Below are 25,225 nucleotides of genomic sequence, written 5' to 3' on the forward strand. Positions count from 1 at the left end.
ATCAAAAGTTAAATAATAAGTAACAGCAAAATATTAATAAATAATAAATTAAAAGTGCCAAAAGCATATTGCTAAAGTGCTTTGTACCAGACTGGTACAGTAAGTAATTTACAATAATTACGTGGTGAAATTAATGTTGAAAAAAGAGCAGCACGACGAGGGGCGAGAGTTTAATTTTACTGCTCAAGATTTTGCTAGAGTACGTCACTTAATTTATCGTCATGCGGGTATTTCTTTATCTGAAGCTAAGTCTGATATGGTCTATAGCCGTATTGGTAGAAGATTGCGTGTTTTAGGCGCAACATCCTTTAAGCAATACCTCGATATTCTCGAAAGTCAAAACGACTCAGCTGAGTGGGAGGCGTTTACTAATGCACTCACAACAAATCTAACCTCGTTTTTTCGTGAAGAGCACCATTTCCCTATCCTTGCAGACCATCTGCTATCGCTCAAAAAACCTATACGTATATGGTGTTCTGCCGCATCTACTGGCGAAGAGCCTTATACAATTGCCATGACTGCTTGTGAAGCCTTTGGTAGCCTAAATCCACCAGTTGAGATTATTGCCACAGATATAGACACTAATGTTCTGTCTACAGCATCAAGTGGAGTTTACCCTTATGAGCGCGTGAGCAAACTTTCAGAAGAAAGACGTAAGCGTTTTTTTCTAAAAGGCACCGGCCCTAATGAGGGCCTGGTTTCTGTGAAAAAAGAGCTAAAAGCGATGATTAGTTTTAATCAGCTTAATCTACTCGATGAAAATTGGGCATTACATGAGCCTTTCGATGCAATTTTCTGTAGAAATGTCATGATTTATTTTGATAAACCTACACAGTCTAAGATTTTGAGCCGCTTTGTACCGTTAATGAAGTCCCATGCACTATTGTTCGCTGGTCATTCAGAGAACTTTCTTTATGTTTCAGATGCCTTTCATTTGAAAGGTAAAACTGTGTACACGTTAAGTGACGGTAGCCATCACAGGCGCTCTGGTTATCAGGAAAAAGAGAAGACGTCATGAGTATGTTAGAAGAAGAAATTTCTACTACGATTTATTTTGACCGGACTTTTGACTGTGATGCGGCAAAAATAGCGCCAGGTGAGTATTACTTTACCGATAAAGATATGTTGATTGTGACGGTGTTAGGTTCATGTGTATCTGCATGCATACGTGATAGCAAAACAGGCGTAGGTGGTATGAATCATTTTATGTTGCCAGACAGTGCGGCAGCGGATAAAGATAGTCCGGTTTCTGAATCTATGCGCTATGGTACTTATGCCATGGAAGTTTTGATTAATCAATTGCTACGCAACGGTGCGCGCCGTGAGAATTTAGAAGCCAAGATATTTGGCGGTGGTAATGTGCTGAAGAGTTTTACTACGACCAATGTTGGGGATCGTAATGCTATTTTTGTAAGAAAATATCTGAATGCCGAGGGGATACGCATTACAGGTGAAGATTTATTAGATATCTATCCTAGAAAAGTTTATTTCTTTCCTAAAACTGGCCGGGTTTTAGTGAAGAAGCTGAAACAAATGCATAACGACACCTTGTTTAAACGTGAAGAGGTTTACGCAAGTAAACTTAAAACGGCTGATGTCGGTGGTGCAATTGATTTGTTTTAATTGAATGAGCAATAAGACGTGAGAATAAGCAAATGAAAATAAAAGTACTTGTTATTGATGATTCAGCACTAATTCGTAGCTTACTTACTGAGATTATCAATGACCAAAAAGACATGATGGTCGTAGGTGCTGCACCGGATCCACTGATTGCGCGAGAAATGATCAAGCAATTAAATCCTGATGTATTAACGCTTGATGTGGAAATGCCTAAAATGGACGGCCTGGATTTCTTAGAAAAGCTGATGCGTTTACGTCCGATGCCTGTTGTGATGGTTTCTACACTGACCGAAAAAGGCTCAGAAATTACCATGCGCGCATTAGAGTTAGGTGCAACAGATTTTGTGACTAAACCTAAAATGTCTATCACTGAAGGCATGCGTGAATACACACATGAAATCACGGATAAAATCCGCGCTGCATCACAAGCCAAGGTTTCATCTCCTAGCCGCCATCCTGTAGCACCTAATGCTGAGGGACGCCCGTTGCAGTTGCGTAACCCGCTGATTAGTAGTGAAAAACTGTTGATTGTGGGTGCTTCTACAGGTGGAACAGAAGCCATTAAGGCGTTTTTATTGCAGATGCCATCAGATTGTCCTGGCATATTAATCACGCAGCATATGCCCGCAGGCTTTACTAAATCTTTTGCAAATAGGCTAAATTCTTTATGCCAAATATCCGTTAAAGAGGCAGAGGGTGGGGAGCGTATTTTACCTGGGCATGCTTATATTGCGCCAGGCGATAAGCATTTGTTATTGGCAAGAAGTGGTGCCAATTATGTAACAGAGTTGAGCGATGCACCTCCGGTGAATCGTCACAAACCCTCAGTAGATGTACTATTTGACTCAGCAGCATTACATGCGGGTAAGAATGCTATTGGTGTAATTTTAACTGGTATGGGTAAAGATGGTGCAGCAGGTATGGCACAAATGAGAAATGCTGGCTCTTACAATTTTGCTCAAAATGAGGAAAGCTGTGTGGTGTATGGTATGCCGAAAGAGGCTGTGGCGCACGGTGGCGTGGATGAAGTCGCACATTTAAATGACTTGCCAAAGTTGGTACTTAATCATTTAATGTCTAATAGCACACGTGCATTACGCGTGTAAGACTTGGTGATACCTAGAATACTGGATTGTTTTTATAGATGCACGATGTCTTGAGTTAATCCTCGAGTTAATCATAGTACCTTGAGTTAATAAAGCAGGCTTTGTCATAAGTCAGTACAATATATAAAAGTTATAGAATTTATTCGTAGTGTTCAAACATGATTGAAAGTTTGCAACACTAAGAGTAGTTAATGTTAATGGAGTAGAGCATGGCGAATACAAATACTAAATTTCTGGTTGTGGATGACTTTTCTACGATGCGTAGAATTGTTCGCAACTTGCTTAAAGAGTTGGGTTACACCAATGTGGATGAAGCTGAAGATGGTGTTGCAGCACTAAGCAAACTGAAAGGTGGTGGGTTTGAGTTTGTAGTATCCGATTGGAATATGCCAAATATGGATGGCTTAACATTACTGCAAAACATTCGTGCTGATGCTGAGTTATCTAAGCTTCCAGTGCTGATGGTGACGGCAGAGGCAAAAAAAGAAAATATTATTGCAGCAGCACAGGCTGGTGCTAATGGTTACGTGGTAAAACCTTTTACTGCCGCTACACTTGATGAAAAACTATCAAAAATATTCGAGAAGCTTGAGAAAGCAGGTGCTTAACTATGACTAGCGAAGCCACACCACAGCAAGCTTCAAATATAGAGTCTCCGCTAGGGTTGTCGTCAAGTGATGAGATTCTGAATCGTGTAGGCCACGTAACAAGAACGTTGCATGATAGTTTAAGTGGTTTAGGTTTAGATAAAATACTAGAGCAGGTTGCACAAGATATTCCGGATGCGCGTGACCGCTTGGCATATGTTGCACGGATGACAGAACAGGCAGCCGAGCGTGTTTTAAACGCAACCGATGTGGCTATCCCTTTGCAAGAAGAGCTTGCGGCAGGCGCAACGGCGCTACAGCTACGCTGGAAAGATGTGATGCGCGAGCCATCGTTAAAGAGTGAATATAATTTGGCTGCCAATGAAACACTCACTTATTTAACAATGGCAGGTAAAAACACAGCAGAAACTAAAGCCTTATTGATGGATATCATGATGGCTCAGGATTTTCAGGACTTGACCGGGCAAGTGATTAAAAAAATCACTGGTTTGGCTCAGGAGTTAGAGCAGCAGTTAGTGCAGTTGTTGATTGATTTCTCGCCGGCAATTCCTAAAAAAGATGCAGAAGCAAATAAAGCTGATGCTACTGATAACTCAAGCCTTTTGAATGGGCCACAAATTGATCCCAATGCGGTGGATGTGGTAGCCAGCCAAGAGCAGGTTGATGACTTGCTGGATAGCTTAGGTTTCTAGTCAGTAATCCTCAAATACCATCTAAGGCTCACAAATGGCATCATGGCTATTTTGTGAGCCTTTTAAATATGTAACGGCATATATACGCGAATTGCGTTTCTTTACAGTCGTTTTTCTCGGTTACTTAAAACACATATACCAAGTTGCGTAACATGGTAGCAATTTGAGCACGAGGTCTTGCTATTTAATGTTTAGCGGCCTGCATGTTGGTTAAGTCATCAATAATTTGTTGGGAATGGTTAGAAACATTCACATCGTTATAGATTTTAATCACTTTTGAATCTGGACCGATTAAAAAAGTATAGCGTTTAGCGATTTTAATCAAGATTAGATTGGTGAGCGCATGATATGCATTTGCGACACTACCATCTACATCAGCCAGTAAGGTAAAGGGTAGGTGGTATTTTTCTGCAAACTTTTGATGAGATGCTTCTGAGTCCACACTAATGCCAATTACTTTGGCATTCAATTGTTCTAGTTTAGATAAGTCATCTCTGAAGTTACAAGCCTCTTTCGTACAGCCAGGCGTGTCATTTTTAGGGTAGAAGTAAAGCACGACGTACTTTCCCTTGTAATCAGATAGCGAGCGCTTGACCCCTTTTGTATCAGTTAACGTAAATTCAGGTGCATTTTCACCAATAATTAAACTTGGTTGCTTGAGTGAGTAGTGGCGATAACCGATGAGCGCAAGCAATATAACTGCTACGTAGAATATACCCTTAATTAACATGTGATTACCTTGATTAGATTTTGTACTGAGGAGAAACATTCTATTAGGATGTTAGCACTGTTTTGGCAAATTTCCATGAGGTGTATTGATTCCAGTATTGTATTTATAGTCAAAAAGATTGGCTTATATTGAGGGCGATAATATGATTAATTCTGTCAGGTGCGCTAATTGCTACATATTGGTTTAGGTAGCCAACTTCTAAATTAGTTGCTGTAAGTATTTTTCTGCCTATGCCTAGGAATAATCTATTTTGATCAAAACCGGATTGAACCTGGGCGGTTCTATTAAGATTGAAATAAGCTTCATCAGAGATTATGCCCGTGTAGAGGGTGGATAATTGAACGCTCACTTTGACCAGTTGCCTCAGTCCAGTTGATATCTCACCTTGATGTTCAAACTGTCTGTGCTCAAAACGGGTGCGCTCCTGAACTTTATAGGCGCTATCCTCAAATAGTGTTACACCAATATCCTCCCATAAACGTTGTTCATGCGTGTGTTGATTGCTATTATTAAAGCCGAGGTTGTAAGCATAACCACCGCCAACAAAAACACTGTTTGATACTTGGTAGTACAGACCAGGGCGTATAGTGATTTGGTCCCGATGACTACCTTCGTCACGCCAGTAGGGCTGAATTTGTACCATGGCTTTTAGTCGTGGGGATAAGTTATAGTCTGCTTGATAAGTGAGCCATATACGGTCATCCCGTTCTATTTCCGCGCACACGCTGTTTGATATTGTTAGTAACGCAATGTAAATAATAAACTTCATATAAAATTACAAATGATAATCATTATCAATTGTAACAAAAGTGTACCCGTTATGACAATTAAACTTTTGTATTTTTAGGGCTGGAGCTTGGTTGCTAGTTTTTATGTTTTTCTTAATACTTATCTAGTGATTAGTATAGGCGTAAGGTTAAAAAATAACTTTCTTCAGCGAGCTACTATGACCAATGAAATATGGTCAATTTGCGATGTATAATTGCGGCTGTTAAAAATACGTTTTGCGGAACGTAATTTTTTTAGGTTGTCTCTGTAATCCTTGCAAAATAAGGTTTTCAAAGCATCTGCCCCCGTAGCTCAGTGGATAGAGCATCCCCCTCCTAAGGGGAGGGTCACACGTTCGATTCGTGTCGGGGGCACCATCAATCCAATATTTGTTGAAATTGATATTGTTTGCTGCTTAAGAGTTTTAACAGAGCAACACATTGGTTGGCTGTATTTCATTAACTGTGCTTAGAAGTAGATGTGTTTGAAAATAAGCGTACTTGGGAATAACTGCACTTCTTAGCGAGTGATCATTAGAAAACCTATAAAAATGACATCAACTGTATTTAAACGACTATCTCTGGCGCTATTTTCATTGCTTGCTGTTTTTATTGTTTTGACGTTTAAGCAATATGGTATTAGCAATGATGAGCAAGTACAGCATGTTTATGGGCAATTATTACTTAAATTTTATAGTACAGGGTTTGTAGATCACGCAGCTTTCACTTATAAAAATCTCTACTTGTACGGCGGCTTATTTGACTTAATCGCAGCCATCTTAGAAAAGCTTTTACCGCTTTGGGTGTGGGATATTCGCCATTTGCTTTCAGCATTGTTTGGCTTAGCTGGCATTGTGGCCGTGCATAAAGTTACCAGTGAGCTAGCTGGTGTGCGAGCCGCTTTTATTGCCGCCTTTTTGCTTACAATTACTGGTGCATGGACTGGTGCAATGTTTACGCACACTAAGGACGTGTCTTTTGCTGCGTGTATGGTTTGGGCGCTATATTACACATTGTTAATTTCTAAACAATTGCCTCGCATTCCATTAGCATTGAGTTTGAAACTTGGCGTGGCAGTGGGGTTGGCGTTAGGTTTGAGAATAGGTGGCGCCTTTGCCGTTATCTATTTGTTGTTAATGGTGTTAGTCGCTGGGTGCTTAACTGCCGAGGGCTACAAACTGAAACTGACGTTTTATTGGCATAGTTTTATCCGCCTGTTACCTGCAGGTGCTGTGGCTTTAGGTTTAATGGCTATTTTTTGGCCATGGTCGGTGATGGGTTCTGATCATATTCTAATTGCTGTTAAGTCTTTTTCACATTTCGCTTTTGATATGAATACCATTGTGAATGGTCAGTTTGTTAGCATCGGCGATGTGCCTCGTACTTACCTGTTTCAATATCTAGGTATTCGATTGCCTGAGATTTTTTTACTGGGCTTAATCAGCCTAGTTGTTGTGTTGGCGATGAGGCTAAAGCAGGTGTCGTTTTTGAAGGCAAGCCAGTTGCCTGAAATTACGCTTAGCATCGCTTTACTTACCCCTTTAGTGTTTGTGATTCTAGACCGCCCAGCACTTTATAATGGCGTGCGGCACTTTACTTTTGTGATTCCTACATTGGCGATTGTTGCTGGTATTGGTTTATCCAAAATGTTTGATGTTTTATCAGGATATAAAAAATGGCGCTTAGGTTTTGTTGCTGTATGCGCGCTGTTGAGTGTGAACACGATATGTACGCTTTACGCGCTGCATCCATATGAATATTTGTACTACAACCATTTTGCAGGCGCAGACTTTAAGCATGCGCAGCATAATTGGGAAGGTGATTATTGGTCTAGCAGTTTGATTGACGCAACTAAAATGTTAGAACAGTATGTGGATGCAGAAGCGGTGAGTTTGCCAAAGAAAAGTACCGCTACATATTCTGTTGCTGTTTGCGCAGAGGCTTTTCAGGGGCAGGCGTATTTAGATAAGCGCTTTAATATCACTGAGAATTGGGTGACTGCCGATTTCTTTATTTCTAGCACGAATATGAATTGCGATAAAGTGCTACAGGGCGAAGTGATTGGGGTGGTGGAACGTTTGGGCGCGCCACTTGCCGTAGTGAAAGATCGTAGAACATTAATAGGCGATGCGCGAATACCGCGTGCCGCACCACGGGATTAGGGTCATGAATAAAAACATTTTTCCACGAGTAGGTACCGAAGCGCACATTAGCGTGATTGTCCCGGCCTTTAATGAAGAGGCTGCGATTGTCAGTACTATCCATACCATTGTGGATCGCCTTAAATTGCTGAGCGAAAACTGGGAAATCATTGTGATTGATGATGGAAGTCGTGATCAAACAGCTAATATCGTACGTAACCTGCCTGAAAGCTTACGAACAACCTTGGTGCGCTTTTCACGTAATTTTGGTAAGGAGTATGCTATTACTGCCGGTTTGGAATATGCAACGGGTAATGTAGTTATTTGTATGGATGCCGATGGTCAGCATTCATCTGAGTTGTTAGTAAAAATGTTAGAAAAATGGCGTGAAGGTTATGACATGGTCTACGCGTATCGACAAGACCGTGATGTAGAGTCAAGATTTAAACGTTGGGGCTCACGTATTTTTTACCGCGCTATTAGCTTAGGTGGTCAGATTCACATTCCTCGCGATGCTGGAGACTTCCGCTTAATGGATAGGCAAGTGGTGAATGCACTGCTTTCTTTGCCTGAGCGTAACCGTTTTATGAAGGGTATTTATGCATGGGTGGGATATCATTCTGTTGGTATTCCATTTATACCATTGCCGCGCTCTCATGGTGAAAGTGCATTTTCAAAATTAAAGCTGATCCAACTGGCTTGGACTGGGGTCACCAGTTTTTCTGTGATGCCATTGCGCTTAGCAAGTGCGGTAGGGGCTTTGCTTGCTTTGCTGTCTTTCACTTATGGGATGTATGTAGTGGTTGATCATATGTTTTTTGATGAATCAGTGCCCGGTTGGCCAACTATTATTGCCAGCATGATGTTTTTTGCTGGGGTGCAATTATTATTTATCGGTATATTAGGTGAGTACCTATCACGCATTTATGATGAGGTTAAAGGGCGCCCACCTTATATCGTGGCTGAAGTGCTCAAGCCCCAAGCCATCACACAGCAATAATGATACAAACGCATCGACACTCAATTTCTTGGTTTGCCGTGATTGGCGCGCTAGCCGCTGGTGTGCATTACGTTGTCGCCGTGGGCTTGGAGTTTAGCCATTTGCTTACTGCAATTCATGCAAACACAGCAGGTTTTCTGTTTGCGTTCCCTGTGAGTTATTTTGGGCATCGTAAGTTAAGCTTTTCTGGACAGTCATCTACACACTTGCATGCTTTTCCACGCTTTTTTGCAGTTGCTGTATCCGGCTTCTTTGCGAATCAATTTTTGGTGATTAATGCAATCCACTTTACGCATATTCCGTTTTGGCTGGTGCTGGGTGTAGTGATGGTGATTGTTGCTGGTTCAACTTATTTCTTGAGCCGATACTGGGCTTTTAAAGGTAAGCAGCCATGAAACTTATTATCTGTGCTGACGATTTTGCACAAAGCCCAGGCATTGATGCGGCTATAGTACGCCTTATAGAAAATGACAGGCTGACCGCGGCGTCTTGTATGGTCAATAGCCCGCATTGGGCATCATCTGCCAAATTGCTTACTTCAGACATTAGGGGCAAAGCGCATATTGGCTTGCATCTTGACTTTACGTTATTTGGATATCGCTATCCACACGGCGTATTGACCTTGCTGAGCCTATTGCGCTGCTTGCCAAAAGCTGCGATTCAAAACAGTATTGAACATCAACTGAATCAGTTTGAAGTGGTGTTAGGCACGCAGCCTGATTATGTTGATGGGCATCAGCATGTGCATCAGCTTCCGCAAATTCGTGAGGTTTTGTTGGCGGTATTAAAGCGGCGGTACCACAAGCAATTACCTTGGATACGAATTGCCAAGCCCAGTCATGAAAGTGGCATTAAAGGCCGCATCATTAAAGTGCTTGGAGCCAGTGCGTTGGAGCGAGAGGCTAAGCAACTGGGTTTTAAGTGCAGTAGTGGGCTATTAGGCGTTTATAATTTTAGCGGTGATGTGCACGATTATAAAAAGCGCTTAATTGATTGGGCGACACAAGCTAAGAAAAGTGTTGGTACGTCTGTGTTGATGTGCCATCCAGCCATGGAAACCGCAGATGGGCATGTGAATGACCCTATTTATCCTGCTAGAGTTAATGAATTTAGCGTACTGAACAGTGATGCTTTTGGCACAATATTTAATGAAGTTAACATTGTGCGAGAGCCATAACTTGTATGAGTGCTACCATTGCCTAGTTACTAATGTTTAGTAGCTATTGTTTGGTGCAGCACTCAGGTTAACCTGTCATTTAAGGTTTGTTGATATTGAATGCTAAAGGCTTAAACCGGTTTGATTGGTTTTTTGTTTGATTGTGCGTTTTTTTGCATGACGCAGGTTTCTTTTCCATAAGTGCCAACATTAGAATCTACTTCGTAGTAATGGTTGGTGTAAGTAAGTTTACCAGCCGGGTTTTTGCTGATATTGGCAATGCCGGTGCTGAACTCAGCTGAGCTGACTTCAGACATGCTTAAATTAAATGCAATCTTGTTTGCATTGGCTACGGCTTTGCCTTTGTACGTGAAAGAGTTTTCGGTTTCTAGTGCGAAATCATAAATGCCGATACTTCCTCTGCTTGCTGCGCGATTTAGCGTGAGTTTTGCCAGCACTTGGTAGTCACCAACCTTGCTGTTGTTGCCTTTACATAAATAAGTGCCACTGTAGTTCGTACCAACAAAATTAGGTTTTGCTTCAGCTATCTGAATGGTGCTGATGGTGATTAATAAAGAAGTAAGAATCGCACGTTTCATGATGGGTATTTTAGGATATTTTAAAAGGGTCTATTGTAGCGTGAGGCTGGTATGCTATGAAACTTACTTTTTATATTTTTTATGCCTTAATGTTTTGTTTTGTTTCTGTGCTTGCATTATGATGGGCGCCTAAATCAATTTTTAATCGATTATTTGACTTAATACATCAAAATTTTATGCAAATTCCCCAAGTTAAGGCATTATCTACTACGTTACTTTGGCGTTTCAGTATCTTCAATATTGCTTTGCTATTGGGATTGATGCTCTGGCTTTGGCAAGTAAACCAAGCAGTTAATGTGGTGCAGCCTCAATTGCCTAGTGATGGCAAGTTGCAGTGTGTTTCTTACTCACCTTATTACCACTCAGGGCAAACCCCGCTAAATCCCAATAGTTTTATACAGCCTGCACAGATTGATCGTGATCTTGCAGTGCTTTCCAAGCAATTTAACTGCGTGCGTATTTACTCTGTTTCTCAGGGGCTTAGTTATGTGCCTGAGGCCGCCTCTAAATTAGGTATGCAGGTTTACTTGGGCGCTTGGATAGGCTGGGTAGCGACAAACAATGATAAAGAGCTTGATCTGGCAATTAGTATTGCGAATAAATATCCGAAGACTGTGAAAGCATTGATTGTCGGTAATGAGGTTTTATTGCGCGGTGAGCAATCAGAGGCTGCAATGCAGGCGTATTTGGAAAAAGCACAACGCTCAACCATTGTCCCTGTGACTTATGCCGATGTGTGGGAGTTCTGGCGAAAACACCCGAAATTAGAGGCTAATGTAGATTTTGTAACGGTGCATATACTTCCATATTGGGAAGATGATCCGCAGGCAATTACTGAAGCAAGCCAGCATGTAGTGAATGTGATGAGTCTATTAGCAGACACCTTTAAAAAACCTATTTTAATTGGTGAAACCGGATGGCCATCCGTTGGTAGGCAGCGTCAAGGTTCTGAGCCAAGCTTAATCAATCAAGCGAGTTATTTACGCGGCTTTTTACAACTAGCACATGAGCATGCTTGGCAATACAACTTGATTGAAGCGATTGATCAACCATGGAAACGTGAACTTGAAGGTACCGTAGGTGGTTATTGGGGTATTTTTGACACAGATCTGACACCTAAGTTTGCGTTCACTGGTGATATACAGCCACGTCATGATTTAGGCGCTATTGCACTCTCGGGAGCATTGGGCTTTGCCTTGTTTCTGGGCTTGGCGTTTTTCTTCAAAACGCGTCAATTGACTGTAAAGCTAGGTTTGTGTGCTGCTGGCGTTGTGTTTGGTATATCGACTTGGCTGCAGATGCAATATTTAGCGAGTGCTTGTCGAAACATCTCAGAGTGGTTAGCCTTAGGTGGCTTAGCCTTGGTTGGCTGGTTGCTCGTGATTGGTTTGGTATGGCGCATATGCCAACCAGCTAAACATCATGCGCTAGTTTTGAAAACAGGTGTGCTTATACTTTCAGTCGCGGCAATTAGCGCCACTGTTTTATTAATTGTTGACGGTAGATACCGCGACTTCTCCATCAGCTTATATGCCTTGCCGATTTTGCTGCTATCATTTTCGTCAACTTTTCTAGAAATAGATGTGAGGCCACCACGTTTGCTTGGCTATGTGCTGAGCTCAGTTTTAATGCTTACAGTGGTGTATTGCGTTTATTTAGAAACTGAAAATATATCCGCTTATTATTGGCTTGGTCTGTGTGGCTTATTTGTGACTGCATTATGGCCAAAATCTCAAGCCTCAACTCCTTCATTACTTTGATAGAAACTCTCAGCGTAACCTTATGATTAAAAAAACTAAACGCTATTTAATTCCACTTTTGTTTGCAGTGCTAGTGGCTGCGATTCACTTTAGTCTTTGGTATATTTCCAATCGCGCATTACCTTTAATTAATGCGCCAGAAATTGTGAATGGCTTTGCCTTTAGTGGATTTCAGGAGAATCAGAGTCCGTTACGAAAAGAGTACCCAAGTACTGCTGAGTTAGAAAAGGATTTGCGCTTACTTAAGCCTTTGACTCACCGTGTTCGCATTTATGGTGCGCTTGAGAATAGTGAAGTAACCGCGCTTGCTTCTAGTTTAGGGTTTCATGTAACAGCCGGTGCATGGTTGGGCAGTGATGCTTCTGCAAACTATCGTGAAGTTGAGGCACTGAAGGCAAAGATTAAAATTTACCCCAAAATTGAACGTGCCATCGTGGGTAATGAGGTTTTACTCCGTAACGACCTTACACCTGAGCAATTGATTGCTTATATAGAAGACGTTCGTAAAACCACGAAGTTGCCAATCTCTACCGCAGAGCCTTGGCACGTATGGTTAAAAAATCCTGAGCTGGTAAAACACGTTGATTTTATTGCGGTCCACCTGTTGCCTTATCATGAAGGGGTGCCTGTAGAAAGTGCCGTGGATTACTCACTTAAGCGATATCAAGAGTTAATGGATGTATATCCAAGAAAAAAAATCGTGATTACCGAAATTGGTTGGCCTAGCAATGGGCCAACATTAGGTGCTGCGGTAGCGTCTAAAGTGAATCAAGCGCTTTTTGTCCGGGAGTTTTTGGCTAAAACCGCGCATAAAAATTACGATTATTACTTAATGGAAGCATTTGACCAGCCTTGGAAAAAAGAGCTGGAAGGCTGGGCAGGCGCCTATTGGGGTATGTTTGATGCTGAGCGCCATGAGAAATACTCTCTGCACGGCGCGGTACCTAAGGATGACCGCTGGAAGGCAAAGGCATTATGGGCAAGCTTGTTAGGATTGCTGCCTATATTCTTCATTGCTTATCGCTTCAGGCATTGGGGCTTACGAGCACGTATCTCGATGGCAGTGTTACTCCAGGCTTGTATTACCACTTTGGTGGTTGCCTGGAATCTGCCTGGCGATTACTACTATACGATGAAAGATTTTGTCGTGTTGATAGCGTTGCTGATAGGGATGGGCCTAACGTCTGCGGTATTGATGATTTATGCGGTAGAGTTTAGTGAAGTAATGTTTAAAAAAGGCTGGAATCGCGCATTTAAGCGTGCAAAGCCACTGCCTGCTGATGAAGAGCTGTTTGTTTCTGTGCATTTGGCATGTTACAACGAGCCGCCAGAAATGGTCATTACCACCATCGAAAGTTTGGCTAAACTTAATTACACCAATTTTGAGGTGATTGTTGTTGATAACAACACTAAAGATGAAGCTAAATGGAAGCCGCTTGAAGCCTATATGGCAAAAATGCCAGAGAATTTTAAATTCTTCCATTTGCCGCAATGGCCCGGCTTTAAAGCTGGCGCTCTAAACTTTGCACTAGAGCAAACCAACTCTAACGCGCAGGTAGTGGGGGTAGTGGATGCTGATTATGAGGTAACGCCAGATTGGCTGTCTGATTTAGTGCCGCATTTCCTTGAGCAAAAAGTTGCCGTGGTACAAGCACCGCAAGCACATAGAGACTGGGAGCATAGTTTCTTCCGTAGCATGGGTAACTGGGAGTTTGAAGGTTTCTTCCGTATTGGTATGCACCATCGCCATGAACGTAATGCGTTAATTCAGCACGGTACAATGACGTTGGTGAGGTATCAGGCGCTGATGGCTAGCGGAAAGTGGTCTGAGTGGTGCATCTGTGAAGATACCGAGTTGGGCTTACGTTTGCTTGAAGATGGCTATGAGTTACGTTACATCGATGACACCTTTGGGCGTGGCTTAACACCGGCGGACTTTAAAGCACTGAAGTCACAACGATTCCGTTGGGCATTTGGTGCCATGCAAATTTTAAAACGCCACATACCTAAGCTATTAGGGGACTCAACCCTAACATTTGGGCAGCGTTACCACTTTTTAACGGGTTGGTTCGGTTGGTTAGGTGAGGCTTTGCAATTAGGTTTTACCATAGGTTCGATTGCCTGGTCAGTTGCCATGCTGTTGTTCCCAGAAGAGGCGAGTTTGCCGGTTTCTCTGATGATTACCACTATTATTTGCTTCTTAGTGATTAAAGCGATTATGGGGCCGATGTTGTATATAAAAACCATGACATGTCGTTGGATTGACATCTTCGGTGCATCAATCGCGAGTCTGGGGCTTTCACATGCGATTGCTAGGGGCATTATCAGCGGCATCATTAAAAAGGATGGTGTGTTTAAAGTGACCGCAAAAGGCAAGGGACTTAAAAAATCCAACTGGTATGATTGGATTGCACCAATTCAAGAAGAACTGTTTTTGCTGACTGCGTTAACCCTGAGCAGTATTGCTATGCTAGCGACACGTGGCGTTGGTAATAGCGATGCTCAAATCTGGGTAGCGATGCTGAGCTTGCAATCATTACCTTATTTAAGTGCGGTTGCCTGCCAAATTATCAGTAAAAGAGAAAACGGTTAATATCATTTGATGAATACTAGTACACAAGAGCCACATAAAACGAATGCGCATCATCGCAGCCGCCATGTTGTACGCGGCGTGATTAGATTTTTAACCTACTTATGCGCATTCTTTTTAATCGCTGTTGCATTGTGGGTGGCTGATAATTTTGGCGAGCCTTCACTGGAGCAGTTGCTCTATCATGCGCAATTTGGCATGGGCGGATTGGTTGATACTGACGCCGCGATTATTAAGAGCTTTGTCATTTGGTGTGTTGTATTACCTATCTTTATCTCGTTACTATTGGTGTTGATTGAGTACTCAATCGCGCTATTTCTCACGCATGGCTCGTCACACTGGCTAACCAAGCCTGCCAGACTTGCCAACATTCACTTCTTAAAAGTGTTTTATTGGTTTATTGGGCACAGAGCTCCTTTATACGCATTAACTGCTGCAACGGTATATTTTGGGGTGCAGTTTTCTGTCACCATTTTTCTGCATAACTTGTTTGGTAAAGATTATTTTGCTGAACATTATCTGAACCCCGCTGAGGTAAAGGTTGAAACCATACAACCTAAAAACTTGGTGTTAATTTATGTGGAGAGTTTAGAGAATAGTTATAAAGAACCTAAGCTGTTTGGTAAGAACCTGCTCAGTAGTCTAGACCGCTTAAAAGGGGTAAGTTTTACTGATTATAGAAAAGCACCCGGTACATGGTGGACGATTGCCGGTATTACCGCAACACAATGCGCTGTGCCGCTAAAAAGTGTTAGTTTGTATGATGGTAATGACCAAGGGGAAAAAATTAAAAGCTTTTTACCCAACGCTGTTTGCTTGGGCGACATTTTGCATGATGCCGGTTATCACAATGTTTATCTAGGTGGTGATGCACTTGGCTTTGCAGGTAAAGGCATGTTTTTTAAGGACCATCACTATGATGAAGTGTATGGTCGTGATGAGTTAAAAGGCAAGCTTACCGATGCGCAATTGAATTTTTGGGGCTTGTATGATGATGATTTGTTTGCGTCTGCTAAGGCTAAATTAATAGAACTGCATAAAAGTAAGCAGCCATTTAACCTAACGATTACGACTATTGATACGCACGGCCCAGATGGGCATTTTTCTAAATATTGTAAGTCTGTAGGCAGCAAAACGTTTGAAGGAATTGTGGAGTGTACTTCTAACCAGGTAGCCAGTTTTGTTAAGTTTATGCAAAAAAGTGGCTACTTAAAAGATACTAATGTCGTTATTCTTGGTGACCATTTAGCGATGGAAAACCCAGTGAGTGAGAAGTTGGATTTAATTAAAGAGCGCTATATTTATAATCAATTTATTTCAAACGATCATTTTGAGAAAAACCGCAATCAGATATTGCCTTTTGACATGTTTCCAACCATTTTAGACTTTATTGGTTTTAAAGTACCGGGTGGAAAATTGGGTTTAGGTTATACCGCTTTATCTAAAGAGGCAGACTTGTCTTTGTTGCTAAACTATGAGGAAATGAATGAAGATCTGCTCAATCAATCGGATCTGTATCTAGACCTTTGGAAACATAAGGCTAAATTATAACTTTTAGCGGTTGGCAGTAGTTTATACACTGATGCTTACCGTTAAGGTAGCTACGTACTTATAAACAAACTGCTATACGCACAGTGAAATAAATACAAGTGAATTACATACGTAAGTGAAATGCGTATTAATTAACGTAAAAAAACCAGCTAAGATTTAGCTGGTTTTTTTACGTTAAACGCTTAGTGTGATTAAGCGTTGCGCTTATCTAATGCTTCCCAACGCGTCATCTTAGCTTCAAGCTCCGTATCAATTGCAGTTAATCGCGCTTGCAGTGTTTTGACCTTGTCAGGCTCTTGCACATAGATGTTAGGGTCAGCCAGCGTTGTGTTAATACTGCTTTGTTCAGCCTCTAACGCTTCAATCAACGCGGGTATTTCCTCGAGCTCTTTTTGTTCTTTAAAGCTAAGTTTGTTAGCTGGGGTTTTAGGTGCAGCCTCTTTGGTTACAGGCTTGCTGGCCTGCGCTTTAGCTTGCGCGGCTTTATCTGCCTCACGTTTGGTACTGAAGCGTTGCCAATCATCATAGCCACCGCCAAACTCGGTCAAAATGCCATTGCCTTCAAATGCAATCACTTGTGTCACTGTGTTTTCTAAAAATGCACGGTCATGGCTTACTAAGAACAATGTACCATTAAAGTCTTGTAGTAGATTTTCCAATAGTTCTAATGTGTCGATATCCAGGTCATTGGTCGGTTCATCTAGTACCAGTATATTGGCAGGGCGCGCAAATAGACGTGCTAACAGCAGGCGATTACGCTCGCCACCTGAGAGTGATTTAACTGGTGAGCGTGAGCGTTGTGGTGGGAACAAAAAGTCTTCCAGATAGCTAATTACGTGTTTACGCTCTTCACCGATTTGTACAAAATCAGAGCCTGGGCTAATGGTATCTGCCAAGGTGGCTTCTTCATTGAGCTGCTCGCGCATTTGGTCAAAATAGGCGACACTTTGTTTGCTGCCGCGCTCAATGCTGCCACTATCTGGCTCAATGTCTGCCAGAATTAGTTTAAGTAGGGTAGTTTTGCCGATACCGTTCGGGCCTAGCAAGCCAATTTTATCGCCACGTAAAATACGTGTGCTGAAATCTTTAATCAGTACTTTATCGCCATAGGCCTTGCTGACGTTCTCAAGTTCAGCAATCAGTTTGCCACTACGTTCGCCTACATCGACGTTCAGTTTTACATTGCCTTGGCGTTCGCGACGTGCGGCGCGTTCTAACCTCAGTGCTTCCAGTCTGCGCACGCGGCCTTCATTACGTGTGCGGCGCGCTTTAATACCTTGACGGATCCAAACTTCCTCTTGTGCTAGTATCTTGTCAAACTTAGCGGCATGGGTTTCTTCAACAGCCAGTAGTTCCTCTTTTTTAACTTGGTAGGCGGTAAAGTTGCCAATAAAGTCTGTGAGTTTGCCACGGTCCAGCTCAGTGATACGCGTCGCGAGCTTGTCCAGAAAGCGTCTGTCATGGGTAATAAATAGCACGCTTCCATTGAAGCCTAGTAGTAAATCTTCTAGCCATTCAATGGCGCTTAAATCCAAATGGTTGGTCGGCTCATCAAGTAACAGCACTTCAGGCTCTGCCACCAGTGCGCGACCCAGTGCTACGCGTTTACGCCAGCCGCCAGACAGTGTGCTGATGAGCGCATCTGCATCTAAGTTTAAGCGGCTAAGCACAGCCTCTACACGTGATTGTGCTGCCCAGCCATTTTGTGCATCTAAATCATGTTGTAGTGCCTGCATTTTTGTCATCAGTGCTTCAATGTCCGCATCTGGCATGCCCATGTCATGGGTGACCTGATGGTAATCAACTAGTATCTGCTGCAGGTTACCCAAGCCTTCTGCAACTGCTTCAAACACGGTATGTGTTGCCACCAGTTCCGGCTCTTGCGGTACATATACCACGCGTGCATTAGGTGCACGCCATACTGTGCCGTCGTCTAGTTTAATGGTGCCTGCAATGGCTTTTAATAAGCTGGATTTTCCTGCGCCATTGCGTCCGATTAAACCAACACGTTCACCCGCATCTAGCTGAAATGCAGCATGGTCGAGCAGGGCATGATGACCAAAAGCGAGGCAGGCGTTATCGAGGGTAATGTATGGCATGAGTGACTTTCAAATTTTTACTTAAGTATTTTAAATGCTTGTAGATGAGATACAAAGTGTTACTGCTTGTTCAGCATGGCTTTAATATTTGCCATTTTTGATTTACCAAAATCTTTGCTGGCTTCTGGGTCTTTGTTAAATGGGTTACCAAAGTGACGCACATCATCTTTTGGAATTTCGGCAATAAAGCGGCTGGGTTCGCACATTTCCATTTCGCCTGCACGCTTGCGTTTTTTACACCATGAAATATTGAGCGATTTTTGTGCACGGGTAATGCCCACATACATCAGGCGACGTTCTTCTTCAATCTTGTCATTATCAATTGATTCGCGGTGCGGCAAGATACCTTCTTCCGCGCCAATCAAAAACACATGACCAAACTCTAGGCCTTTAGAGGCATGTAGCGTTGATAGTTTCACCGCATCGGGTTCGCCATTTTCGCGCCCCTCGAGCATGCTCATGAGCGATACCATCTGCGTAAGTTCTAGCAGATTTTTGCCTTCTTTTTCATTGCCGTACTCAGTGCTAGGCTCACCTTTTTTAGACAGCCAGCCCGTGAAGTCTAGCACGTTTGCCCACTTTACCTCTGCGGCGCGCGGCTCTTCAGACTCATATAAAAATGCCTCGTAATGTATGGATGCCAATAAGTCATTCAGCACTTCACTGGCAGGGTCTCTTACTGCACGCGCTTGCAGTTTATTGATGTACTGGCAAAAGTTGAGTAAGTCCTCTAATTGCTTATTGCCAATCTCATTTTGGAACCCGCCTTCAAACGCTGCTGCAAACAATGAAATTTTATGTGCACTGGCGTACTCACCTAAGCGCTCAAGCGTGGTGTTACCAATCCCTTTTTTAGGGGTGGTTGCGGCACGAATAAATGCAGGGTCGTCATCTTCATTGGCAATTAATCTTAAATAGCTGATGAGATCTTTGATTTCTGCTTTGTCAAAGAAAGATTGCCCGCCGGATACTGTGTAGGGGATTTTATGGTTGCGTAGGTGTTGCTCAAGTATACGAGCTTGATGATTGCCGCGATAAAGTATTGCGTAGTCTTTGTAGTAAGTGCGATGCTCAAACTTATGTGCTTGCAGCTTCATGACCACGCTTTCAGCCTCATGCTCTTCGCTCATGGCTGCTGTGATTTGAATTAAATCACCTGTGCCTAACTCACTCCAAAGTTTCTTCTCAAATAACTTAGGATTATTTGAAATGACTTGGTTTGCCGCACGTAAAATGCGTACGGTAGAGCGGTAATTTTGCTCAAGCTTAATCACTTTAAGCTTGCTGAAGTCTGTGGTCAGTTGGCGCAGGTTTTCAACGTCGGCACCGCGCCAGCCGTAAATGGCTTGGTCGTCATCACCCACTGCGGTAAATTGCCCACGTAAACCTGTGAGCATTTTTACCAGCTTATACTGGCAAGCGTTGGTATCTTGGTATTCATCAATTAATAGATATTGCAGCTTACGTTGCCATTTATTTAGCGCATCTTCATGCTGTTCAAACAACTCAACGGGTAATTTGATTAAGTCATCAAAATCTACTGCCTGATACGCTTTTAAAGTTTGTTGATAAATCTGATACACCCTAGCAGCAGCATGGGTCAGTTCTTCATCTGCCTGTGCTTTGGCTTGATCCGGGTTAATAAATGCGTTTTTCCAGCTAGAAATCTGCCATTGTGTTTTGCGTAGCAACTGCTTATCTGTGGTGGCCAGCACATCTGCTAAGATTTTAAAGCTATCGGAAGAGTCTAAAATTGAGAACTGTGGTTTATAGCCAAGCAAGGTTGCCTCAGCCCGCAGCATTTGCAAGCCTAATGAGTGAAACGTGGCAATGGTTAAGCCTTTGATGTTGGTGCCTTGCATCAGCTTGCCAACACGCTCTTGCATCTCTAACGCCGCTTTGTTGGTAAAAGTAATCGCTGCAATTTCTTTGGGCGCGTAACCAGCCTCATTAATCAAGTAACTGATTTTTTGCGTAATCACGCGTGTTTTACCACTGCCCGCACCCGCAAGTACCAGGAGAGGGCCGTCTAAATACTTTACCGCCTCACGTTGAGGCGCATTCATCGTGTTTAACATTGCAGATTGCTATTGTGCGGAGTTGGTTGAGTCGTCTGTTTCTGCGACTTGCTCTGGGTTGTTAGTTGGGTTGGTTTGTGAGCTGGACATCATTTCAGCTCTGGATGAGGGTGTTTCTAAACTGACGCGGCCAATGGCGCCGCTACGATAATCAGTTAAAAATGCAACGGCTGTTTTTTCCATATCCCAAAGGCCATCATGGCGTTTGTAAGATCTACGCTTTGCAATCGCCTCAAGTAAGTCAACGCCATCCATTTGTGTTACGTCAAGTTTCATCGCGTCTAGCTTGTAGCGAGCGTTCACCAAGGCAGGGTAGTTTTTTAATAAGTTGTCAGCCAGAAATGTAGCCACATCTTCATCAATCACCGCATTTCTACCAATTGCATGGCTGGCAGCCAGCATGTAGCCATCAGACTCGTAAGCAATTCTAGGCCACATCATGCCCGGGGTGTCGGTAATGCTCATGGTGTCGTCTAAATCAAAACGTTGCTGGTTTTTGGTCACGGCAGGCTCATCACCTACTTTTGCTACACGGCGATTGAGCAGGGCGTTCATGAGCGTGGATTTCCCTACGTTAGGGATGCCCATAATCAACATGCGCAATGGTTTTAAATGGGTGCCACGATGCGGTGTGATTTTTTTACAGAGTGCTGGAATTTTTTTGGCATCGCCCGCTTTTTTACAGGAAAGTGCGACGGCTTTGGTATTAGGCTGTGCGTTAAAATAGTTTAACCAGGCTTGCGTGGCCGCTGGGTCTGCTAAGTCTGCCTTATTTAAAATCTTAAGCTGTGGGCGTTGGCGGAACAAGCGCATTTCATCAATCATTGGGTTATGGCTGGCTGCGGGTACGCGCGCATCTAACACCTCAATCACCATGTCGGTGAACTCCATGGTCTCTTCGGCTTTTTTACGCGCTTGGGTCATGTGACCCGGGTACCATTGAATTGCCATGTATTTTATTCCCTCAATAATTCTGACTATGTTGCTTGCTGCGTGGCTGACATAAAAGTGTAGTGTCTAAAGCATGGTTTCTTTGGCTTTTGGCCATTGCTGTCTCGCAATGGTGAAACAAAAATTGCTTTACACGAATTCCGTTATTTTAGCATTGACGGCTTCAATTCAAGTTTTTATCTGTGACTCTCCGTGGAATATTTATGTAAGTATCTGCTTATTGTGCTTGTTCCATTTTTCTTGCTTTAATTTTCTCTCGCAATTCCTTACGCTGTTCTGGGCTCATGTTCCTGATGCGGTTTTTAAACGCTTCTTTTTGCTCTGGTGACATCTTTTTCCAGCGCTCGCGCAACGCGCTACGTTGCTCTGGGGGTAGTTGTCTAAATTTTTGTATGTGTTCTTTCACCCGCGCTTTATCTTCCGGGGATAGGTTCTTAAAGCGAGTGATATTTTCCTGAGCACGTTCCCTTTGTTCAGGTGGCATGTTTGCCCACTTATCTGCACCTTTGCTCAGCCTTTCCTGACGTTGCGGAGGTAACTCATCCCAGTGATCTTTGACGGCGCTTAGCGTCTGCTGTTGCTGCTCACTAAGCGACTCCCAAGCAACACCTTCTGCCATGGCCGAGTTTGCAAACAAGCCGACCCCAAGCAATAGGGTGCATGCCATTACACGGTGCTGAAAATATAAAGTGATATTCATTTTTTGTTGCCTCCTGCAGGTGTGGCTGTGTCAGCGCTTTGTTTGCTGCTGGGTTGGGTGCTGTTTATTTTTTGGTTTTTGATCGGTTTCTTATCCAGCTCGTTTAATGCTGCGGCTAACATGCTTTCATCGTCTATTTCGCCCAGCAGTTCTATGACATCTAAAGGTGGATTAGAGGCTGCCAGAGCATTTGTTAAGTAGCCAACGTTGATGAGCAGTAATAACGCGAGGGCTGCTAATTTAAACTGCATTATTCACACCCTCAGTTGCCAAGATCTCATCTATCCAGACATAAAAATCTGGGTCAGTTGCCGTTTCCAAATCCTCTGAATTGGTAAGTAGCTCTAGCATGTTGATTTGCTCAGGCTGCTCATGGTTAAGGTTTTGTTGGCTTACTATGTGTGGCAATGACTCATCCTGGTGGTGAGGGGGAGAGACAAACAATATTGCTAGCAAAGCAGAAAGTGCAACTGCGCTTGCAGAGCCCCATATGTTAAAGTTTAGCCAAGGGCGTGCAGGCTGCCTTTTTAGTGTTTTTTCTCGGATGGATGCTAATGCGCGCTGCGTATCTTTATCCAAGGCCATGACGCTAGCATCTAGGCTGGTTTTAATTTTGGACTCTAATTCTGTAGGCTCCATTATTGATTCGGTGCTCATTGGTGATCCTCTAGCTTTTCACGTAATCTTTCTAATGCGCGTGCATAGTGTGTTTTAACACTACTAGCCGAACAGCACATGATGGCTGCTGTTTCATTGATATCCATGCCTTCCCACACCCGCAGTAAGAAAACTTGCTGCTGGCGTAGCGGGAGTGCGCTCAGCGCGATATTTAAGCTCGCCATGAACTGACTATCCTGCAGCTTAACGTCCGGTGCATGGTTTGCGTCATCTGGGTGCTGGGCTAGCGCGTCTTCTACTTCTTCGTCTTCATCATGCCAGTTCAGCCAGCTTCTAAAGCGGTTGCGTACAGACTGCCTGCGGTGCCAATCTAAAATGCGCGTATTCAGTATGCTGTAGAATAATGCTTTCCATTCCGTAGCCGGGTGCTGGCTGTACTTTTGCACTAGCTTCATCATCGTGTCCTGTACTATTTCCAGCGCATCGTCACGATTGCCAGTGGCGATTTGTGCCATGCGAAAAGCGCGACCTTCGATATCTGCAAGAAAATGATTCATACTCAGATATTGTTTATCGAAATCGCGCCCCATATGCATGCGTTGTTCGTTGCGTCTATTTGCGTTTAGCGCGTCTGTCTAAGCGGTTGTTGATACGCTCGCCTTGTCTATCCATGTGGTTATCAATACGGTCACCACGGTTATCTAAGCGCTGGTTAATTTGGTCGCCTTTGTTTTCTAAATGATTAGCACGTTTTAGATGGCCATTTTCACGCGCTTTGTCAGCTTTGGCATCTAGGTGGTTTTCAACTGCGTCGTCACGGTTGTCTAGGCGATTTTCAATACGATCACCTTTGTTATCTAAGCGCTGCTCAATACGATCGCCACGTTCATCTAGGCCCACTTTGCCGTGGGTGGTCTCGTCGGCTGTTGCAGATGCTGATGCTAATATTGTGAGTAAAATAGTGGTGATTGAGAGTATGTTTTTCATCATGATGTCCTTATCTCGGTTTGTTTGAGTTTTGCTGCCAGAACACAAATGTTTAAGTGCCCTTGGTATACAAAACGCAGTAGTGATTTGTTTGACGACAAGTCAGATAAAAATATTATTTTCCATTAAAATAGCAATATGCAAAATATTCCAGAAATAAAGCCTAATCAATCGATTGAGCTACTTAAAGCGCTACATATACTCACCCGTGATGGCAAGCTTAACCAAGATAGTCGCCGTAAACTCAAGCAAGTGTATCACTTGGTGAATTTTATCGAGCCATTATTCAATGATGTGCTGGCACATAATCCTAACCCCGTTTTGGTAGATCATGGGGCGGGTAAATCTTACCTTGGGTTTATCTTGTATGACTTATTGCTGAAACAGCTGGTGGCAGGGGAGGTAGTTGGCATTGAAACGCGAGCAGAGTTGGTTGAAAAATCAAAAGACTTAGCAGCGCAACTTAGCTTTGCACGTATGCGCTTTGAGCACTTAACGGTTGAAGAATCGACTACGTCCAATGTTATCCCGAATAAAGTGGATATTGTGACCGCTTTACATGCTTGCAACACCGCAACGGATGATGCGATTCAATTTGCATTAAAAAAACATGCAAAATATATGGTGTTAGTGCCATGTTGTCAGGCAGAGGTTGCGGAGGTGCTAAGGCAGCATAAAAATGAAAGCTTCGGTAAAACACCATTAAGCGAAATTTGGCGCCACCCAATTCATACGCGCGAGTTTGGCAGCCAAATTACCAACGTACTACGTTGCCTGCAGTTGGAAGCCGCTGGTTATAGTGTGACTGTGACCGAGCTTGTAGGTTGGGAGCACTCCATGAAAAATGAGTTAATCATTGCTAAATATACTGGCCAGCCGCGCAAAAATGCGAAAGAACGGATTAATAATATCTTAACAGAGCTGAATCTAGAAACCATGAAGTCTAGATTTTTAGCCGAGCAATAAGTATTAAAAGATGAATTACTTTATTTGCATACTGTTGTTTTTTGTTAGCTTTAGTGCTCATGCAGAGCAAACTGCCGCGCAAGATTTTAGTGGAGTCTACAACTGTACTGGGGATGACGCACACGAGGGTAAATATACTGGGGTTGTGACCATGGCATTAAAACCAGCGCAGAGTAAAGATAATTACGCGAGCTATGATTTCAAGCTAGAAGTACCGGGCTACGGCACCTATTTAGGCCATGCAGCAGCCAATGGTTACCATGTTGCCATGCACTTTGCATTACAAGACCAAAGCACTAAAGACTATGGCACTGGCATCGCTGAAATGAAAAAGAATGCCAACGGCCAGTGGAGCTTTCATAAGTTTTACTTTGAACCAGAATTTAAGGGCGGTAACACCGGGGTTGAAGACTGCGTTATTCAATAAGGTTTTAGGCAATAAGGCGTCAGGCAGTAGCCACTTGGCTTGAGTTTGATGGTTTAAGGTTATGCGTATGAGCCAAACC

25 protein-coding genes and 1 tRNA gene are annotated in these 25,225 nt (G+C 43.1%); 15 read left to right on the forward strand and 11 right to left on the reverse strand.

All coding sequences use genetic code 11. The features are described from left to right. The first annotated feature begins 133 nt into the window (after nucleotides 1–133). The 5 genes from ACSSU7_RS02805 (at nucleotide 134) to cheZ (ending at nucleotide 4,026) form a co-directional block, all read left to right on the forward strand. Entirely contained in the window at nucleotides 134–1,018 is an 885-nt protein-coding gene (locus ACSSU7_RS02805) for a CheR family methyltransferase (protein WP_492517219.1), read from the forward strand. Then, nucleotides 1,015–1,623 carry a chemoreceptor glutamine deamidase CheD gene (gene cheD / locus ACSSU7_RS02810; protein WP_492517220.1) on the forward strand — a complete coding sequence of 203 codons (609 nt, stop codon included), beginning with the start codon at nucleotides 1,015–1,017 and terminating at the stop codon, nucleotides 1,621–1,623. Before ACSSU7_RS02805 ends, cheD begins: the two co-directional genes overlap by 4 nt. Nucleotides 1,624–1,655: 32 nt before the next feature. Then, nucleotides 1,656–2,726 carry a protein-glutamate methylesterase/protein-glutamine glutaminase gene (locus tag ACSSU7_RS02815; protein WP_492517221.1) on the forward strand — a complete coding sequence of 357 codons (1,071 nt, stop codon included), beginning with the start codon at nucleotides 1,656–1,658 and terminating at the stop codon, nucleotides 2,724–2,726. A gap of 209 nt (nucleotides 2,727–2,935) precedes the next feature. Continuing rightward, nucleotides 2,936–3,334, forward strand: coding sequence for a chemotaxis response regulator CheY (gene cheY, locus ACSSU7_RS02820; RefSeq protein WP_015832190.1), 399 nt, complete (start codon nucleotides 2,936–2,938; stop codon nucleotides 3,332–3,334). Nucleotides 3,335–3,336: 2 nt separating this feature from the next. After that, nucleotides 3,337–4,026: a protein phosphatase CheZ gene (cheZ, locus tag ACSSU7_RS02825; RefSeq protein ID WP_492517222.1), complete on the forward strand. Its 690-nt coding sequence runs from the start codon at nucleotides 3,337–3,339 to the stop codon at nucleotides 4,024–4,026. Between the two features lie 184 nt (nucleotides 4,027–4,210). On the opposite strand, the gene ACSSU7_RS02830 is transcribed toward cheZ, so the two are convergent. Both ACSSU7_RS02830 and ACSSU7_RS02835 read right to left on the reverse strand, forming a co-directional pair. Beyond that, complete coding sequence (locus ACSSU7_RS02830) at nucleotides 4,211–4,756, reverse strand: peroxiredoxin (protein WP_492517223.1); 546 nt, start codon at nucleotides 4,754–4,756, stop codon at nucleotides 4,211–4,213. A 109-nt stretch (nucleotides 4,757–4,865) separates the two neighbouring features. Further along, entirely contained in the window at nucleotides 4,866–5,525 is a 660-nt protein-coding gene (locus ACSSU7_RS02835) for a DUF2490 domain-containing protein (protein ID WP_492517224.1), read from the reverse strand. A gap of 300 nt (nucleotides 5,526–5,825) precedes the next feature. Here ACSSU7_RS02835 and ACSSU7_RS02840 point away from each other — a divergent pair. The 5 genes from ACSSU7_RS02840 to ACSSU7_RS02860 all read left to right on the forward strand — a co-directional run bounded on the left by ACSSU7_RS02840 (nucleotide 5,826) and on the right by ACSSU7_RS02860 (nucleotide 9,841). Continuing rightward, a tRNA-Arg gene (locus tag ACSSU7_RS02840) sits at nucleotides 5,826–5,901 on the forward strand. A gap of 173 nt (nucleotides 5,902–6,074) precedes the next feature. Next, nucleotides 6,075–7,685: an ArnT family glycosyltransferase gene (locus tag ACSSU7_RS02845; RefSeq protein ID WP_492517225.1), complete on the forward strand. Its 1,611-nt coding sequence runs from the start codon at nucleotides 6,075–6,077 to the stop codon at nucleotides 7,683–7,685. A gap of 4 nt (nucleotides 7,686–7,689) precedes the next feature. After that, nucleotides 7,690–8,664 (forward strand): glycosyltransferase family 2 protein, encoded by a 975-nt coding sequence (locus ACSSU7_RS02850; protein WP_492517226.1) that lies wholly within the window; start codon nucleotides 7,690–7,692, stop codon nucleotides 8,662–8,664. Continuing rightward, nucleotides 8,664–9,059, forward strand: coding sequence for a GtrA family protein (locus ACSSU7_RS02855; RefSeq protein WP_492517227.1), 396 nt, complete (start codon nucleotides 8,664–8,666; stop codon nucleotides 9,057–9,059). Before ACSSU7_RS02850 ends, ACSSU7_RS02855 begins: the two co-directional genes overlap by 1 nt. Beyond that, entirely contained in the window at nucleotides 9,056–9,841 is a 786-nt protein-coding gene (locus ACSSU7_RS02860; RefSeq protein ID WP_492517228.1) for a ChbG/HpnK family deacetylase, read from the forward strand. Before ACSSU7_RS02855 ends, ACSSU7_RS02860 begins: the two co-directional genes overlap by 4 nt. Before the next feature lie 110 nt (nucleotides 9,842–9,951). On the opposite strand, the gene ACSSU7_RS02865 is transcribed toward ACSSU7_RS02860, so the two are convergent. Then, nucleotides 9,952–10,419, reverse strand: a complete 468-nt coding sequence (locus tag ACSSU7_RS02865; protein ID WP_492517229.1) for a hypothetical protein — start codon at nucleotides 10,417–10,419, stop codon at nucleotides 9,952–9,954. A gap of 176 nt (nucleotides 10,420–10,595) precedes the next feature. Between ACSSU7_RS02865 and ACSSU7_RS02870 the strand changes: the two genes are divergently transcribed. From ACSSU7_RS02870 to ACSSU7_RS02880, 3 genes are read left to right on the forward strand one after another with little or no spacing between them, the layout of a single operon-like run. After that, on the forward strand, nucleotides 10,596–12,179 hold the full coding sequence (locus ACSSU7_RS02870) for a glycoside hydrolase family 17 protein (RefSeq protein WP_492517230.1): 1,584 nt from the start codon (nucleotides 10,596–10,598) through the stop codon (nucleotides 12,177–12,179). 22 nt (nucleotides 12,180–12,201) lie between these two features. Continuing rightward, nucleotides 12,202–14,772 carry a glycosyltransferase gene (locus tag ACSSU7_RS02875; RefSeq protein ID WP_492517231.1) on the forward strand — a complete coding sequence of 857 codons (2,571 nt, stop codon included), beginning with the start codon at nucleotides 12,202–12,204 and terminating at the stop codon, nucleotides 14,770–14,772. 9 nt (nucleotides 14,773–14,781) lie between these two features. After that, the gene (locus ACSSU7_RS02880; protein WP_492517232.1) at nucleotides 14,782–16,320 is read left to right on the forward strand and encodes a sulfatase-like hydrolase/transferase; all 1,539 of its coding nucleotides are present in this window, start codon (nucleotides 14,782–14,784) and stop codon (nucleotides 16,318–16,320) included. Nucleotides 16,321–16,511: 191 nt separating this feature from the next. On the opposite strand, the gene ACSSU7_RS02885 is transcribed toward ACSSU7_RS02880, so the two are convergent. The 8 genes from ACSSU7_RS02885 to ACSSU7_RS02920 all read right to left on the reverse strand — a co-directional run bounded on the left by ACSSU7_RS02885 (nucleotide 16,512) and on the right by ACSSU7_RS02920 (nucleotide 23,756). Continuing rightward, nucleotides 16,512–18,419 (reverse strand): ATP-binding cassette domain-containing protein, encoded by a 1,908-nt coding sequence (locus tag ACSSU7_RS02885; RefSeq protein ID WP_492517233.1) that lies wholly within the window; start codon nucleotides 18,417–18,419, stop codon nucleotides 16,512–16,514. Between the two features lie 59 nt (nucleotides 18,420–18,478). After that, nucleotides 18,479–20,497: a UvrD-helicase domain-containing protein gene (locus ACSSU7_RS02890; RefSeq protein WP_492517234.1), complete on the reverse strand. Its 2,019-nt coding sequence runs from the start codon at nucleotides 20,495–20,497 to the stop codon at nucleotides 18,479–18,481. 9 nt (nucleotides 20,498–20,506) lie between these two features. Further along, a complete protein-coding gene (gene ylqF / locus ACSSU7_RS02895; protein WP_492517235.1) occupies nucleotides 20,507–21,448 on the reverse strand; it encodes a ribosome biogenesis GTPase YlqF in 942 nt (313 codons plus the stop codon). A gap of 217 nt (nucleotides 21,449–21,665) precedes the next feature. Then, on the reverse strand, nucleotides 21,666–22,148 hold the full coding sequence (locus ACSSU7_RS02900; protein WP_492517236.1) for a DUF3106 domain-containing protein: 483 nt from the start codon (nucleotides 22,146–22,148) through the stop codon (nucleotides 21,666–21,668). Next, nucleotides 22,145–22,399, reverse strand: coding sequence for a hypothetical protein (locus ACSSU7_RS02905; RefSeq protein WP_492517237.1), 255 nt, complete (start codon nucleotides 22,397–22,399; stop codon nucleotides 22,145–22,147). The genes ACSSU7_RS02900 and ACSSU7_RS02905 overlap by 4 nt, the downstream gene beginning before the upstream one ends. After that, nucleotides 22,389–22,805 carry a hypothetical protein gene (locus ACSSU7_RS02910; RefSeq protein ID WP_492517238.1) on the reverse strand — a complete coding sequence of 139 codons (417 nt, stop codon included), beginning with the start codon at nucleotides 22,803–22,805 and terminating at the stop codon, nucleotides 22,389–22,391. The genes ACSSU7_RS02905 and ACSSU7_RS02910 overlap by 11 nt, the downstream gene beginning before the upstream one ends. Continuing rightward, on the reverse strand, nucleotides 22,802–23,323 hold the full coding sequence (locus ACSSU7_RS02915) for an RNA polymerase sigma factor (protein ID WP_492517239.1): 522 nt from the start codon (nucleotides 23,321–23,323) through the stop codon (nucleotides 22,802–22,804). The genes ACSSU7_RS02910 and ACSSU7_RS02915 overlap by 4 nt, the downstream gene beginning before the upstream one ends. Before the next feature lie 55 nt (nucleotides 23,324–23,378). Continuing rightward, nucleotides 23,379–23,756 carry a hypothetical protein gene (locus tag ACSSU7_RS02920; RefSeq protein ID WP_492517240.1) on the reverse strand — a complete coding sequence of 126 codons (378 nt, stop codon included), beginning with the start codon at nucleotides 23,754–23,756 and terminating at the stop codon, nucleotides 23,379–23,381. 135 nt (nucleotides 23,757–23,891) lie between these two features. Between ACSSU7_RS02920 and ACSSU7_RS02925 the strand changes: the two genes are divergently transcribed. Then, entirely contained in the window at nucleotides 23,892–24,719 is an 828-nt protein-coding gene (locus tag ACSSU7_RS02925; RefSeq protein WP_492517241.1) for a class I SAM-dependent methyltransferase, read from the forward strand. Nucleotides 24,720–24,729: 10 nt separating this feature from the next. Continuing rightward, nucleotides 24,730–25,146 carry a hypothetical protein gene (locus ACSSU7_RS02930; protein WP_492517242.1) on the forward strand — a complete coding sequence of 139 codons (417 nt, stop codon included), beginning with the start codon at nucleotides 24,730–24,732 and terminating at the stop codon, nucleotides 25,144–25,146. Nucleotides 25,147–25,225: the final 79 nt, after the last annotated feature.

This window comes from Methylotenera sp. E1MeOHC1, assembly GCF_058745595.1.